The organism is Vibrio sp. 10N.286.49.C3, assembly GCF_041469545.1.
In the GTDB taxonomy this organism is placed as follows: Bacteria; Pseudomonadota; Gammaproteobacteria; order Enterobacterales; family Vibrionaceae; genus Vibrio; species Vibrio tasmaniensis_A.
The window spans coordinates 38021-53036 of record NZ_JBFRKT010000015.1 but is presented as its reverse complement, the minus strand read 5'-3'; the positions used below and the strand labels follow the sequence as shown (position 1 = coordinate 53036).

The 15016-nt window shown below is 41.5% G+C and carries 12 protein-coding genes; 3 read left to right on the top strand and 9 right to left on the bottom strand.

What is annotated here, in order from left to right; genetic code table 11:
• Positions 1–131 precede the first annotated feature (131 nt).
• The 3 genes from AB4180_RS08045 to AB4180_RS08035 all read right to left on the bottom strand — a co-directional run bounded on the left by AB4180_RS08045 (position 132) and on the right by AB4180_RS08035 (position 5378).
• Positions 132–1874, bottom strand: coding sequence for an EAL domain-containing protein (locus AB4180_RS08045; protein ID WP_017096648.1), 1743 nt, complete (start codon positions 1872–1874; stop codon positions 132–134).
• Between the two features lie 841 nt (positions 1875–2715).
• Positions 2716–4659, bottom strand: coding sequence for a bifunctional diguanylate cyclase/phosphodiesterase (locus AB4180_RS08040; protein WP_102250247.1), 1944 nt, complete (start codon positions 4657–4659; stop codon positions 2716–2718).
• Positions 4660–4820: 161 nt separating this feature from the next.
• Positions 4821–5378, bottom strand: coding sequence for a hypothetical protein (locus AB4180_RS08035; protein ID WP_102250248.1), 558 nt, complete (start codon positions 5376–5378; stop codon positions 4821–4823).
• Positions 5379–5916: 538 nt separating this feature from the next.
• Between AB4180_RS08035 and AB4180_RS08030 the strand changes: the two genes are divergently transcribed.
• On the top strand, positions 5917–6606 hold the full coding sequence (locus AB4180_RS08030) for a response regulator transcription factor (RefSeq protein WP_029222829.1): 690 nt from the start codon (positions 5917–5919) through the stop codon (positions 6604–6606).
• Entirely contained in the window at positions 6599–7948 is a 1350-nt protein-coding gene (locus tag AB4180_RS08025; RefSeq protein ID WP_102250249.1) for a HAMP domain-containing sensor histidine kinase, read from the top strand. The genes AB4180_RS08030 and AB4180_RS08025 overlap by 8 nt, the downstream gene beginning before the upstream one ends.
• Positions 7949–8082: 134 nt before the next feature.
• On the opposite strand, the gene AB4180_RS08020 is transcribed toward AB4180_RS08025, so the two are convergent.
• Positions 8083–8628, bottom strand: coding sequence for a GNAT family N-acetyltransferase (locus AB4180_RS08020; RefSeq protein WP_102250250.1), 546 nt, complete (start codon positions 8626–8628; stop codon positions 8083–8085).
• 226 nt (positions 8629–8854) lie between these two features.
• Here AB4180_RS08020 and AB4180_RS08015 point away from each other — a divergent pair, with 226 nt between their 5' ends.
• Entirely contained in the window at positions 8855–10120 is a 1266-nt protein-coding gene (locus AB4180_RS08015) for an HD-GYP domain-containing protein (RefSeq protein WP_012601015.1), read from the top strand.
• Between the two features lie 149 nt (positions 10121–10269).
• Here the strand turns inward: AB4180_RS08015 and AB4180_RS08010 are convergent, their stop codons facing one another.
• The 5 genes from AB4180_RS08010 to AB4180_RS07990 all read right to left on the bottom strand — a co-directional run bounded on the left by AB4180_RS08010 (position 10270) and on the right by AB4180_RS07990 (position 14904).
• Complete coding sequence (locus AB4180_RS08010; protein ID WP_017102469.1) at positions 10270–10989, bottom strand: DsbA family protein; 720 nt, start codon at positions 10987–10989, stop codon at positions 10270–10272.
• Positions 10990–11111: 122 nt separating this feature from the next.
• Positions 11112–11681 carry a protein disulfide oxidoreductase gene (locus tag AB4180_RS08005; RefSeq protein WP_102250251.1) on the bottom strand — a complete coding sequence of 190 codons (570 nt, stop codon included), beginning with the start codon at positions 11679–11681 and terminating at the stop codon, positions 11112–11114.
• Between the two features lie 3 nt (positions 11682–11684).
• On the bottom strand, positions 11685–13748 hold the full coding sequence (locus tag AB4180_RS08000) for a protein-disulfide reductase DsbD (RefSeq protein ID WP_102250264.1): 2064 nt from the start codon (positions 13746–13748) through the stop codon (positions 11685–11687).
• A gap of 95 nt (positions 13749–13843) precedes the next feature.
• Entirely contained in the window at positions 13844–14320 is a 477-nt protein-coding gene (locus AB4180_RS07995; protein WP_157936323.1) for a hypothetical protein, read from the bottom strand.
• A gap of 335 nt (positions 14321–14655) precedes the next feature.
• The gene (locus AB4180_RS07990; protein WP_009844760.1) at positions 14656–14904 is read right to left on the bottom strand and encodes a hypothetical protein; all 249 of its coding nucleotides are present in this window, start codon (positions 14902–14904) and stop codon (positions 14656–14658) included.
• Positions 14905–15016: the final 112 nt, after the last annotated feature.

Here is a 15016-nt window from a genome sequence, read left to right as displayed (position 1 = left end):
TTGAGAGAAATGTATTGGGTTATGAGAACGCTTGAAGCCTACTTCCTTGTGGGCTCTCAAGTCGTTGTATGATCAATGGCAATTAAACAAGAAAAGGGAGGTCATCAATATTTAAATGAGGTGGTAGATAATTACTCCTCCGAGTGACTAGGTCTACTGTACAGATAACCTTGATGTAGGTTGTAGCCTAACTGACATAAGATATATTGCTGCCTGCGCGTCTCGACACCTTCATAAATCATCGTGATGTTTGATAAGCGTCCAATCTCCGATATATTAAGCAATACTCCTTGATGATAATCTCCTGACTCAATGTCTTTAACAAAACAACGATCCAGTTTTAGGTAGGTCGGAGAGATAGCACTAATTATTTCAATGTTGTTGTTACCTGTACCAAAGTCGTCTAGCGCGATGGTGATTCCAAGATCTTTGATCATTTTGATGTTGTCGATGACCTCATAGCCATAGCCAATGTTTGAATACTCTGTTATTTCTACGACAAACTCATTCGCTTCCATCGTGACTAAATGCTCTTTGAGCTTTGTAAAGTTAGATCCCACCAACGCACTCGGGCACACATTGACACCGTAGATATCATGGCTATTGTCTAACTTCGCTTTTTTTACTGTTTCAATGATTAAAATAGTATGAAAGGTCAACAAATTAGTACGTCTCATGGTGTTGATGAAACTCAGAACGCCTACGTTACGCACTCTAGACAATAACTCGTAATATAAAACGCTATTGTCGTCAGTGTTGATTATGGGCTCTTCCTCGAAGGATATGTGTCGCCAACGAAGCAGGTAAATGCCAAAGCCAAGAATATATGAGCGATAAAGTAGCGTGGCGATCACCAGAGAAAAAATTACCCACAGAAGCACAATATCATCACTGTAGAAAGTGATGGTTGCACCGGTTGGAAGTGGGGCTTGATAAATAGGCTGACTGTTTTCGCCTAGGTTTAATATGTAGTGACCATTTTTTTGTATGGAAACTGAATCAACCAAAAGAGGGAGTAATGAGTTCTTATATCTAGCTTCAATAGACCATTTAGAAATACGCGCAATGAGTTCGATGTCCTCTTTGGGGTCAGAGAAGCGTGAATAAGCAAAATCTAGGCTATCGTCAAAGTTTTCAATTTGGTCTAGTTCAACCATTTTTGATTGTGTTTTGGATATGTAGCATGAACCATAAGGCGTTGTCATCAAAACAGAATCCAGGTTAAGTGAGTGCCTCAATGCGTACACTGCAACTTCGCTATCACAGCCATAGTTCATTACTTCCTCTACTATTTGCTTTGCGTTTTTACTGTATTCATCTGCAATTTTCGTTGTATAAAGGATTTGGAAGAAGTAGACAACGAACAAAAAAAATGAAGAAACGGTACAAACGGCTATAAAGCCTCTGATCAACTCTTTTTGGTAAGTGTTGAGCATCAGCTTCAACATCTCGATATGGCTGAGCTTGAATTGGTTGATGTTGTATTTTGGTGTTATACGGTTGGTTGTACTTTTATCTAGGTCGATAAAATAACCAACCTTATAAAGGTTCGAGATAAGTTCACTATTATTGTTAATTTTGGCTTTCTTACACAGATTCCTATACTTTTTTCTTATCGAAGCAATAATGTTCTTTAAAGCGTACAAGCTGAACTCTTCATCGAAGTGTAATTTAAATGACTTTTCAACATCTCTAGCAGATTGAGGGTTTGATATCGATGAATGCTCAATAAGATATTTAAAAACAAAACTTTCTTTACTATTAAGACTTTCCTCTGATATCTTATTACTGTTCCTTTTTATGTATATTTTTTCTTCATTATAAATTAATTGCAAGCTCTCATAGTTATTGTTTATATTGAAAGAACAATGCATAGCTTAACTCCTAAGCGATAGTTATTATATTTACGTGATTGATATGTGATGCTGAGATTTTCATTCAACCTAAGAGTCCTTTCTAAATAACATAACTAAAATGTCACTATTTCTCTCAAGATGTTGATACTAATCGCAGAATTTTGGGGTCAATAACAGGTTATAGAGATGTTCACCCAAAACTTGAATTTATAAATAAAAGTTGATGATTTACAAGGGGTAAAGTGGATTTATCCATTTATTTTGGCATTTATCCATTTCTAGGGGCTGGATTTTTACTTTTTGTCTTGTTCTGTAATTTTTGTCATTCCCTCTTTGGAAAGCTAATTTGGCTTTTGGTTTTATATGATTAAATTATTTATATGTCAGATCGCCCGGTTTTTTATGATTATCTCGATATGGTTTATTTATTGTTAATTTTGAGAATATAGTTTTATTTTCTATGTTAATTTGTATTGCACTTGTTTTTACTTCTGTAGTTGGACTGTTTCTATAAGGATGGTTTGATTTTATTTTAATGTCATTTAAGTTCATGTAAATAAAGGAAATAAATTCAAGATTACCCGATCTATAAGAAAAGGTAATATCTAGTATTATTTTTCAGATCATAGTGTAAGTATGTCTACTTTGGTTGGTTGGATATTGACAATTATATTAGGGTGACATTGGGGAGTAATTTAAATGGTAATTTAATTACAACTAACCAAAGTGTAAATTATCTATATTTTGGTATGACGTAAAATTTACGTAAGTGGTATAGTTGATAGCATTTACCACTTACATAATTATATTGTGCTTGGGGAATTTAATTGCTTTGGTAAGTAACCCCCTTAGAGCCGAGTTATCTACTAGACAAAAATCGCATTTCGACTTCATCGGGTGGGATAGGTTTGCTGAACAGAAATCCCTGTAAATATTGATATCCGCAACTGGTTAAGAAAGCTTTTTGTGTTTCAGTTTCGACCCCTTCCGCAACCACCTTAAGCCCCAATTTTTCACAGATAGCATAGGTGGCTTGGACAATCGCTTCGCTCCCTTTATAGGTGCCATGGACGAAGCTTTTATCTAGCTTAACGGTACTAATTGGCAAGTCATGTAACATAGAGAGTGAGGAGTAGCCAGTGCCGAAGTCGTCAAGGTGTAGCTCAACGCCTAGCGCTGAAATATCGTCTAATGCTTGTCTGACTTCACCGTGTTTGAAGATCATTGAGGATTCAGTGATCTCAAGGGCGATACTTTTAGGTTGTATGTTGTAGAAGTTGAGCATTGCCGATAGTTGCTCTGCAAAAGTAGTGTGCATCTGGATACACGAGATATTGATGCTCATTATCAACTCGTCATCAAATTCTCGGTGCCATATCGACAGTTGCTTAAGTGCTGAATTAAGGACCCACTTTCCTAGTGGAACAATCTGTCCAGTTTCTTCCGCTAGGCTAATAAACTCATCAGGCTCGATGTTGCCCAGATCTTTATCCGACCATCTAAGTAGGGCTTCAAACCCTTTAACTTTATTGCTATTGGTGTCCATTATCGGTTGGTAATGAAGATTGAGGTCATCACCTTCTAGTGCCAGAGTTAACCTATGGCGTATCTCTACTTGCCGATGCAGAATCTGCGCTAAATTTGGAGTAAAAGTTTGGAAGCGGTTCCGACCATTGGCTTTGGCAACATGCATCGCCATTCCGGCCTGCTTTAACAATGATTCTTTATCCGTGGCATTATCTGGAAAATGAGCAGAACCTATGCTGCAACCTACAGATAAGGTGCCAATTCCTTTTATTTGGAAGCTTTTGTTCAAAGAATCGATAATGCGAGAGCAGAGTAACGGGATATTTTGATTTTTTCGGGCGTGAGCAATCACGATGAACTCATCACCACCAAAGCGACCGATTGTGCATGTTTCGTCGAGGATCTGTTTAAGACGCTTGCCAACTTTTTTGAGTAGTTGGTCACCAACACTATGCCCATAAGTGTCATTCACCAACTTAAAGCCATCAAGGTCCACAAACATCAATTCAAAGGGCGAGCGACAGGCAATACTCGATTCGAGCCTTTTGGTGATCCCGCGGCGGTTGTAGAGCTCAGTGAGACAGTCGTGCTCTGCGTTATATCGAGCTTTAATCAAATTTTCTTTTTGTTTGGTGGTACAGGTTAGGTTTAATAGCAGTTCACTTTTGTCAAACAACCACTTTCCATGAACATCAAAGTGGTGGGTTTTATTTTCAATTTTACAGCTGACTTCCTCCAAAATGTCTCGACCTTTGCGAGCTGAAAATAACCATTGGTCTGCAACTTCTTCGCTTGAAACAAAATCGGATAGGCGACTAAACGGCGAGCCGTAGTTTTTAGAAAAAGCGGAGTTTGCACTCACTACGCTTCCCACTTTGTTGAATAAAAGAGAGAGGTTGGAACCATCAGAGTATGTGAGATCGCGTTTTAAGCTCTCTTCTTCTGCGATGACTTGCGCTAGCATCCCTGTTCGGCCATCGGGTAATGGGATTCCAGAGAAAAGACATAGTGCGCGTTTAGAAATGTATTTTGGGGTGAAGTTCCACCAAGTCTTTACACTTTGATTTCGCTGAAATTGTCTCTGATATTCTTCAAGCGTTGCTTCGATCGCTTTTGACATTTCAACACCAAAATCGCGTGAGGTCAGTTCAAATAGAGATTCAGACTCCCAAAGAGGGAGGGCACTGCTGTTTGCCCAGGTTATTCGCTTATTATCAATGTCATATATCCAGATAGGACACTTTAGATGTTCGAAAGGTTGGTAGCTGGTCATCATAATAAATTCGGGGAACTCATACTTTAATCGATTTATGCAGACAGATGTCGTGCTTTGGCAGTGCGTCTATCAAATTGAACTCTGATCTTTAACAGCCGTGAAGGAGCTATGTGTTAAAGAAAAATCAGGCGCTAAAGATAAATTAGCGACAAAAATAGCGTTTAAAGATTCAGTGAACGGATAATTTTGGTTACTTTTCCTTTCGGGGTGCTTTCAATCGCATAGCCTTTATTGTCCCCCAAAATTTCCCCGTTGATGAAGTTCCAACCTGTTGATGTCTTGACGATTTCTTTCGGGAAGCGATCGTCAAACATTGAATGATTTGTGTATACCGTCTCAATGGCTTCAAATAATAATTGGGCTTGATCTTGGTTAGTGACGATGAAGTCTTCTTTCAGGCACATTGTTAATTCTGGAAGGGGTTGAGTAGTGAAAGGTTCAGTCATCGCGCCGACTACCCCATTATGTGAATAAAAGCGATATGAACCAGAGCTGCTTTCGTTGCCATCTGGAGATTTAATGCTTGGGGTTGTTAGGTAGAAATTACAGTTGAAGACCATCTTTTGGATAATACTATTTTGTGGTGTGACTTGAATATCTATCCAAGAGCTTACTTGCGCTTTGATTTGATTCATCACCTCATGTTTATTAGGAGCAGCGGTGACTCGTGTTGCCAACAAAGCGGTTATGGTCAGTAACATTAAAAGCGATTTGTTCATCTTTAAGTGGCCTTGTGACAAAGTGACTTTTGTTTAATCAGTAAGTCACCGTTGTTTATTATTTGAGTTAATGATTAGCCGAATAAATGTTACTTGAAGAAGACTTTACTTGATAGAGGGGGAGAGAGCTTGATAATGGAACATGCTATTTGATTGGTTAAGTAATCGTTTTCTTCAATTTTTTAGAATACGATCGCGGTTTTAAAATCTGTCATTTTGTTGATTTGAAGTGTTACTAACTATTGTGTTATTAATGTTTAGCAAGTTTATTTGAATGAGTTTTGTAAATTCTTTTAATGTAAGCGTGCGTAAGAAGGTAAGCAAACGTAAGCATTTAAGCGTCTAGATTTTCCGTTTTTGACGGGAAATCAATCAATAAATGAGCGTTTTTGTTGCTGAACGATGGTTTGTAAACGTGTATGTACAAAAGTGATTAATATGTTTTGCGTACGGTAAGTTAGTGACTTCAATAACAATATTGATGATATATGAACAGTATATATACTGCCCTCGCTTTTAATAAATGCTGGTGATAGAAATGTCGAAAACCAAAGTGCTGATTGTCGAAGATGACCAGGCGATAGCGCGTTTAACTACGCTTTACCTCGAAGCTGAAGGCTACAATGTTAGCGTTGTCCATGAAGGGGATTTGGCCATTGAAGCGATCCGCAGTATTGAACCCGATCTCGTTCTGTTGGACTTGATGCTTCCAGGAATGAGCGGCGCACAGATTTGCCGACAGGCTCGCGAATTTTATAATGGGATTATCTTAGTATTGACTGCCTCTGCTGATGAAATGAGTGAGGTTAGTTTGTTTAAGTTTGGCGCGGATGATTACGTAGCAAAACCTATTCGTGGTCATGCATTATTGGCACGAATTGAAGCACTATTGCGTCGCGCAGCCCCTGTTGTTGCTGAGCCTGACACGACCGCTGAAACCCCAGGTGAAATTGTGATCAACAGTACAGCTCAAAGTGCCACTCTGTACGGACAGAACCTAAAGCTCACCTCTGCCGAGTTTGAAATTCTAAATCTTCTTGTTAATAACATTTGTCAGGTCGTTACTCGAGATCAATGTTGCCAGCTATTTAGAGGTATTGATTATGCCTTTAACGACCGCTCTATTGATATGCGTGTTTCAGGGTTGCGCCGGAAGCTGCGTATGCATGCAAAAGATAAGCAGTTGATCCGTACGGTTCGTAACAAGGGGTATATGCTGGTTGTATAAGTCTATCGCGGTGAAACTTCGATCTGTTTCTATGTTTACTCGTTTGTACCTTGGAATTGTGGCAGGGATGTCGGCAACGATCTTTTTGTTTTGGAACCTTGGTGAAGGGCACATGCGGCGTACCCAGATCGAAATATTCCTTAATGATGGCATCTACTTTTCTGAGCAGTATGTTCGTCAACACAACCGAGAAAACTCGCTATATAAAGAACTCGACAGAACAGGCTACCAGCAATTTTATATTTTCAATTTACGCCTGTTGGAGAATTGGTCGGGAGAGGCTCCGTGTCAACGATGCGAGTTATTTACCACCTTGAATGGTGTACCGGTATACCTAAGTGAAAATAATCTCTATTCGGCAGTATTTCAGCTACCAAATTCTAGGTTTAGCTTTGCGTTCAGTGAGGTAGGCGATTTCTTCTCACCTGAAATTGAGTGGTATGAAGATTCAGAAAGAAACTTTCTTATTGGGCTTTTGTTGGCCGTTATCTTCGCTATTGGCGCAAGTGTTTACTTACCTGTTAGGCGTTTTCAAGAAAGAATAGAGTTACTTGTTGAGAAACAGAAGCAGTTTGGTAAGGGGAAGCTGAGTACTCGCTCTGACGTAGATGATATACACCCAGTGTCTGAGCTAGCCAAAAGTTTTAACTTCATGGCTGAGGAGATTGAGAGCAAAGTAAAACAAAGTCATATATTTGCCCAAGCGATTCCACATGAAGTCCGCACACCGCTAAGCCGTATTCAATTGGCGACGGATCTCTTAAGGCGGGAAGCTCCAGAGCATCATCAGGTTTTTTTCGATGATATTGATACCTACATCGGCGATATCAACGACCTCACGTCAGAAATTATCATGCTGTCGAAATTGAATGTCATGGATAATTCTTTCTTCGAGCTTGTTAAAGTGAAAGCTGACCTTCGCGAGTATTGTTTAGATAGAATCCGTTACTCGGAGTTAGACAATGTTATTTTTGAGTCCAAAGTAAAGCTAGAGTGCAAAATTAAGTGTGATTGCTCGATGGCGCGTTTGGTTTTTGATAACGTGATTAAGAACGCTGGGAATTACACACAAGACAAAGTCTGGGTAACTCTGGACGAGAACTCAGAAAATTGGCTGGTTCTGATTGAAGACAATGGCTCTGGGATACCGGAGGACAGTCGTGAAGAAGTATTCCTTCCGTTTTCTCGCTTAGATTCTAGCAGAGCATCAGCAACCGGTGGGTTAGGGTTAGGTCTAGCAATCGCGATTTCAGCGGCTAAAAAGCTTTCTTGGGACATTCGGATCTGCGATAGCAATCGCGGTGGTGCTAAGTTCTGTATCTTAATCCCAAAGATCGCGTAAATGATTTTAGTAAGAGACCAATTAGACTCTTAAAAATGAAAGCCACGGTTTAATATCGTGGCTTATTATTTTAATTAACTTACTAATTATCATTCACTATCAATTGGCAAAATTTACCAAGTAGAAAATCAAGCTTAGATGTTGTTGGCGCTTAAACGATGAAGGCCATAAATAGCATGATCTATGATACGGCCATTTAAGTTCTCGTTACGAGTTATGATACCTTCTAATGTGAAATGTAAGCGCTCACAAACCTTGCGACTACTCTGGTTGCCAGTTGCAGCTGATATCTCCACCTTTTCCATATTTAACTCATTGAAAGCAATATCAATGAGCTTCTCAACTACGCGTGTAACGATCCCGTTACCTTGGTAAGTCTCAGACAACCAATAGCCTATCGTGACTTTCTGTTTGCTGTGGTCAATGGTGTTAAAGCTACAGTTACCGACGATATTGTCTTTGTACACAATCGCACATGTCATGCTTTTGCCTTCCGCGTAATCATGTAGCGAGCGCTGGATGAAGATCCTAAAGTCCTGCTCTGTTTTACAGTGCGGTGGCCATGCTAACCACTGGCTAAGATACTCATTTTGGCTTTGTGAAATTTCCGCGTAATGAGAAGCGAAGTTCTCTTCAACCAGAGCGATGGATAACTCTTCATCGATAACTGTTTTAAACATGTTTTCCCTTTTCTTTTGGCTGATGATTTAAGTGTCTTTTGGTCGGCAGGTTATAATGTCGCACAATTTTGAATATGCAACCACTTGTGGCACGAATTATTCGTGATACGCTAGATCCATCACGAAATACATTAAACCTTATAATAATTGCGGGTATGATCGTTGGTCATGCATTAGTATTAGCAGCCTAAATATATAAAAACTATAAAAATACTAGGCTTAAGTAATGAATCAACATTGCCAAGAGGTAACCGTAGACCTAAGAAAGGCTCTATTTGGTATTGCTAAGGCGCTTGATAACGTCGGTTTTGAAAGCAAAAACCATGGACAGAGGGTGGGTTACATCGCGTATCGATGCGCTCTGAGCGTGGGGTGGGAAGAGGAGCAGGCACAGCTCGCATTTTCGTTAGGGCTAATTCACGACTGCGGAGTGTCGCAAATAGACGAGCAACGTCGACTGAATTCGGGGTTTGTTCCCGACTCGACTTATTACCATTGTCAAAAGGGCTACCAAATTTTAAAGGAGTGCCCTGTTCTTTCTATATTTGCTAAGCCAGTTCTTTATCATCATACCCCTTGGTTAGATCTAAAGACTATGAATATCAGTGAATTAGAAAAGGAACTGGCTGCAGTTGTGATGCTTGCCGACAGAGTTGACTATCTATATGGCATAACAGCTTCTGATCGTTATGGGAACCTAACCCCAGACGGTAAAGCGAGCATTATTGGACGTTTGACTGAGCAAGCGGATGAGATGTTCGAAACCAATCTTGTACAGCACATGTGTGAGTTGGTCGATCTGGATGATTTTTGGTTCTCGATGGAGACCCCTTACATCGAGAATATGAGAGATAACTTTGAACCTGTGCCCTTTTTCTCTCAGCAAATGTCGCTGGATGAGACAGTCGCCTTTGCCGAGTTTATTGCTAATGTCGTTGATACGAAAAGCTCGTTCACTTTCAAGCACTCGTTGAAGGTAGGGCAACTTTCTGAATATCTAGCTAAACAACTTGGTTATTCACACACAACGCAGAGAAAGCTCTATTTAGCTGGTTTAGTTCACGATATTGGCAAACTGCAAACCCCTGGTGACATTCTTCATAAGCCAGATTTGCTCACTGACGAAGAATACTGTTGTATTAAACGCCATGCGACAGATACTCGATTCGCGCTGCAGGAGCTATTTAGTTCGCCTCAGGTGTGTCAGTGGGCTTCCGATCACCATGAAAGGTTAGATGGTTCAGGCTATCCGATGGGTAAAACTGCTGAAGATTTAGATCAACCCAGTAGAATTGTTGCTGTAGTCGATGTATTCCAAGCATTAACCCAGTCTCGCCCCTATCGTAAAGGTATGACACTGGAAGAAACTCTAGCGATATTAACGGAACAAGTTGATAGTTATAAGTTGGATCGAGAAGTGTTTGAATGCCTTAGAAAACACGCAGAGTACTGTTTTGAACTATCGACGGACAAAAGAATGTACGCGTTTTAACTTTGGTCGTTTTTAGGATTCAACTCACCTTTAAATTTAAGGTAAATGGACTATCTACTTTATTCAAACAATGAAAAAGCCGACTGGGTGTTGCGCGAGTCGGCTTTTATTCACTTCTCTTTCTAGTCTTTATCTCTATCTACGCTCGATTAAAAAGCATCATCCACGATATCTTTAAGTCGATCGTAAGGCACATAGCCCGGTAGAAGCTGATCATTCATCATCATCGTTGGCGTTCCTGTTAAACCCAGAGCGCTAAAGGTTTGATGGTTAGTGGTTAGAACCTGGTTTTGTTCTTGAGTTGTTTTTAGTTCCGCTTCTGTGCCTGTCTTCTTGGCTACGGCTTCTAGTGAGCTTTTCGAGTGAATACCACTTTTTGCCATCAGCAGTCTGTTGACTTCAGGGAAGGCTGCTGGGTTATCTTTCCATACTTTCATCGCGTATAGAGCCGCATTGGTATCAAGGCCATCTACTTGTTGCTGCTTAAATGACAAGTACACGTTGATCACTTTAATGTCGCTGTTTTCAGAGGCTAATTGAACCAAGCCTTTTTCCAAGCGCTTACAGTAAGGGCAGTTGTAGTCAGTAAAGTTAACGATTACTGATTTGCCATTCGGGTTGCCCGTGATTGGGTGAGCGTCATTGTTATATAACCAGTCGTGACTCTCAGCTTGAGCTTTCTTTGCTTGCGCTTGGCCTGCGACATACTGCTCTAAACTGGTATGTAATCCTGAAATAGTAGAAGGATTCTCCTTCAGGAACTGGTTAATTTCTTCGAGTTGCTGGGTTTGTTCTGTGCTTAACTCAGCGAAGGCACTTGTGCTCATTAGTGAGCCTAAAATCAGTGTGCTAATCAGATGTTTTTTCATGTTGTTTTTCTCTAATTCTTGATAATCGTGAGCATGTTTTGGGTCGCGCTCACGGTATTATTGTTTGTTAAATTGGCTTTAATCGGTTCATTTGCTCTGCTCTGTTTTTCTTAGTGAGCGAGTTATGCAAAGTAGGTTCTTAACCACAGGCCGATAGGGGAAGTAACGCCGGTTGCGATGCTGCTGATCTTTCTATCTTTGATGATGACAATACTTGGCGTGACATTGACTCCCCAACTTCTGCTGATCGATCCAGAGAGATCATTGATAACAGGGAAGTCATACTCTTTGGCGTCTAAGAAGCGCTGAACACGTTCGTCTGGGCCAGATGAAAGTGCGACAGAAACTACTTGATGGGAGTCGCTGAAGCTATTAACCGTCGGGCTCACCAATTTGCACGCGCTACACCAAGTCGCCCAAAAATAGACAATAACGGGCTTACCGCTTTTGCTTAGCTCGATAACATCAATATCTTCCCCTTGGATCGACTGACCCACGATTGGTATCGCGTCTCCTTGAGGCATGCTTCTGCTGTGGTAAAAATCCATGGCAAACGAAACCACGCCAACGATCAGTATCATTGAAACGAGTTCCTTTCCCCACTTCTTAAGACGGCTTGGCTTTTTGGTTTCAGCCTTTACAGCGTTATCTTCAGCAGAGCTAGGCTTTTGTTCGTTGTTGGGCGTCTTCATCAATTATCTCGCAGCGTCGATGGCTTGAATAACAGTGTCACTGTCTAGAATTACGGGTAATGGAATACCATTTTTATAGCTCGGGCCATAAACGATATTAAATGGCACACCAAATCGCCCATTACTTTGTAAGTATTGAGTGACACTTTCACTTGGTGTTGTCCAATCGCCTTTCATCAAAACAATGTCTTCTTGTTGCAGGTGGCTGTAGACAGGATCTTGAAGAATGACGCCAATTTTGTTGGCTTTACAGGTGATACACCATTCAGCAGTCACGTCGACAAAGACTGTTTTTCCTTGCTCGACCAACTGAGGGATTTGCTTCGCATCCAGTTTTTGCCAAGCGAGATCGTCAACAATCGGAGTCGCCCAGTTATCAGCGGTGACACTACCGACGATCAATGCAGCACCAAACACCAAGGTTGTGGTTGCGACGATAGGAATCAGTACCTTGCGTCCTAATTTCATGCCAATCCAAATTAACACTGAAACGACGATAAACAGTGACAACAAGATGGTTGGGAACTTGCCAACGAATGGGCTCAGCAGGCTTGTTAACCACAGACTGGTGATGAACATCATTAAGCCAAATAGCAACTTAACTTTGAACATCCATGCCCCAGGCTTTGGAAGCAATTTGGTTAGGCTTGGGGATAGCGCGAAGATCAACCAAGGTGCGCTCATACCAATGCCGAGTGCGATAAAGATAGCCCACAACTCTTGGTAACTTGCGCCCAGAGCATAAGCCACTGCAGTTCCTAGGAATGGAGCACTGCAAGGCGTTGCCAATAGTGTCGCAAACATGCCTTGGATGAAGTGACCTGAATGTGAGTCGTCGCCTTTGGTTGCCATCCAAGTGTTCAAGCCTGATGGAAGCCTGAATTCGAATAGACCGAGCAGGTTAACTGAGAACAGTAGGGTAATGATCAGCATGAACCCGATGAACCAAACATTTTGGAACTGGATTCCCCAACCAATCGCATTGCCACCCATTTTCAGAACGGTCATGCCTAGAGCTAGTAGCGCAAACGAAGTGATAACCCCCGCAGCAGACGCTAGGAATGAGAGTCGGATATGGCGATTTGAAGCACCTTGGTTCTGAATGATGCTGTTTAACTTCATTCCTAATACGGGTAGAACACACGGCATGATGTTGAGGATTAAACCGCCCACTAACGCAAAACCAAGCATGACTAGAAAGCTGTTGTTGCTTGTTTGGTAAGCTATCGGGTCTGACCCAACTTGCGCGGTCATCTCTTCTGCAAAGTTAGTATCTGAAACGGTAATACTCACTGTGCGATCCGTTAAGTCGACCTCGCCGATCCAGTTACTCACATCGAATACTGCGGTCATTGTATTGTCTGTGATGTGGACGGTTGGTGGAGAGAAGAAGTCATCAAGCACTTCTTGCCCATCAATCAATACCATCGGTTTATCCCAGCCTTCCTTACTTGTTAGCTGAGTCACCAGTTGTTGTTTACTTTTATCCCAGAACAGGCCGTTTACTGAAGTGCGGTTAGCTTCTCGTGGAGATTGGCTCATGCCTTGATTGAACAAGAACATCGCTTCTTCATCGAGCTCTAATGTTTGCGGATCAATCGGCAATTCGATGTCGTAATCGGTTAACACACAGATATTGGTGCACGACGGAAAGGTGAACGACGCCTTGAACAGTGCTGGCTTCGTGTTGTCTTTCAGTGTCAACGTAACGGGAAAGCTGACGTGTTTTTTGTAGCCTAACGTCATCACGTCGAGTTGTTCGTAGTACTTAGGGATCGGCCAATGCCACTCTACCGACTCTATGTTTGTTGAACCAGACCAGTCCCAGCTTGGCGGAATGCCACCTTCGCCTGGGCTGCGCCAATAGGTCTTCCAGTCGCCGTCGAGCACGACATCGAGCACGGTTTGGATCTTAGAGCCGTCGTCCGATTGTTCACCCGTCGACATCATTCGCATCTTGACTGGTGGATGTTCAGGCACGCTGAGCCAGCCCGTCGTCTGTGCCAAAGCAGTAAATGACGTCATAACCAAAAGGGCAGTGACTAGCGTTTTCGCGCATGTACGCATGCAGAATGCCAACGAATCGACAAACTTAGTTAGTAGTGTGTTGTACACAAATGTATCTCCAAAAAATAAATAAAAGGGTGTAGTAGCCCGGTTATTTACTCTCTAAATATACAGTGCTTAAGATGTAAGCGGTGTTTTGTAGGTCGAGAAGAGCGATGGTTATCTCTAGACAATCTCGATATGTGCGGTGATAGGCTGTACGCAACAGCAATAAACAGGATAAAAGGAATCAGCCAACCTGTTTTAGGTGTCGCGAATGTGAGCATTTTGGAGCTTAGGCTGCACGCGCTAGAGTTTGGCGCTGACAGAGTTTTAGAAGCTTCTAAACCAAAAACGCTGGCATAGAGCTCAGACATTTTATCGAAAGATGCGACGATTGCTTGTGGGGGGCTGGTTTCTGAGCCGACAAGTATTGATTGTCCAATTAAGGAAGCTGAAGTGGTTACTTTGTTTGCAGACAGCGTACTCGCCAGACAAGTTACGATAACCAGTCCGGTAAAGAACAGCGCCCAAAGCGAATGCTTTTGTCGGCGGTTCTGTGTGGATAAGATAAGTAGCGATGTGTTCAGCAAATCAGTCAGTAATCTAATCAGTTAATAGTTAATAGTTAAAGCGAGCTCATTGAATTACGGTTAGCTTAAATAAGATCTCTTCGAGTCACAAGTCATGAAATTGTTAAAGTGAAACGATGTATAAACGCGATAAACCGTAGATACACGATAAACGATGCATAAACACCAACTCACGCAAATACGACATTGAGCTCTAGATAAAGTTCACAACAACTGGAAGTTATCGCCAATTTATCCTGTATAGAGTGCTCTATTCATTATCAGGAGATACAAAAAAGCCCAACAGTTCGTAGATGGACGTATTGGGCTTTAACCATTGGTGCTATCGGAAAGGTTTAGTGAGAACGGCGAGGACCGTTGCGCACAAGGTCTTTACCATTTTCAAAGATTTCTTTAGTGATCCAGCGAGCGAGTAAAACCTTGTGACTGCTGTTGAATACTGCAACGAAATGACGACCATCAGAATTATTGGTGGCCATACCTACGCCTTCAACGTCTTCAAGACCTAAGCCCCCTGCTTCTACTGAAATTAGGAATTGCTCTAGCTCTTCTAGAGACTCAATAACATCAAGTTCGTTGTTCATTTTTATGCTCTTTTGCTGTGAGCCAACATAGGATTTAAGGCGATTTAGTACATGCACCTAAATGACGATATTGGCTGTTGTTCTTTGTTGGTTGCGTACTCTACAGGTCATA

Excerpts from the sequence above, each read along its gene's own strand:
- AB4180_RS08045 (WP_017096648.1), bottom strand. The coding sequence starts at position 1,874 with ATGCATTGTTCTTTCAATATAAACAATAACTATGAGAGCTTGCAATTA.
- AB4180_RS08040 (WP_102250247.1), bottom strand. The coding sequence starts at position 4,659 with ATGATGACCAGCTACCAACCTTTCGAACATCTAAAGTGTCCTATCTGG.
- AB4180_RS08035 (WP_102250248.1), bottom strand. The coding sequence starts at position 5,378 with ATGAACAAATCGCTTTTAATGTTACTGACCATAACCGCTTTGTTGGCA.
- AB4180_RS08030 (WP_029222829.1), top strand. The coding sequence starts at position 5,917 with ATGTCGAAAACCAAAGTGCTGATTGTCGAAGATGACCAGGCGATAGCG.
- AB4180_RS08020 (WP_102250250.1), bottom strand. The coding sequence starts at position 8,628 with ATGTTTAAAACAGTTATCGATGAAGAGTTATCCATCGCTCTGGTTGAA.
- AB4180_RS08015 (WP_012601015.1), top strand. The coding sequence starts at position 8,855 with ATGAATCAACATTGCCAAGAGGTAACCGTAGACCTAAGAAAGGCTCTA.
- AB4180_RS08010 (WP_017102469.1), bottom strand. The coding sequence starts at position 10,989 with ATGAAAAAACATCTGATTAGCACACTGATTTTAGGCTCACTAATGAGC.
- AB4180_RS08005 (WP_102250251.1), bottom strand. The coding sequence starts at position 11,681 with ATGAAGACGCCCAACAACGAACAAAAGCCTAGCTCTGCTGAAGATAAC.
- AB4180_RS08000 (WP_102250264.1), bottom strand. The coding sequence starts at position 13,748 with ATGCGTACATGCGCGAAAACGCTAGTCACTGCCCTTTTGGTTATGACG.
- AB4180_RS07990 (WP_009844760.1), bottom strand. The coding sequence starts at position 14,904 with ATGAACAACGAACTTGATGTTATTGAGTCTCTAGAAGAGCTAGAGCAA.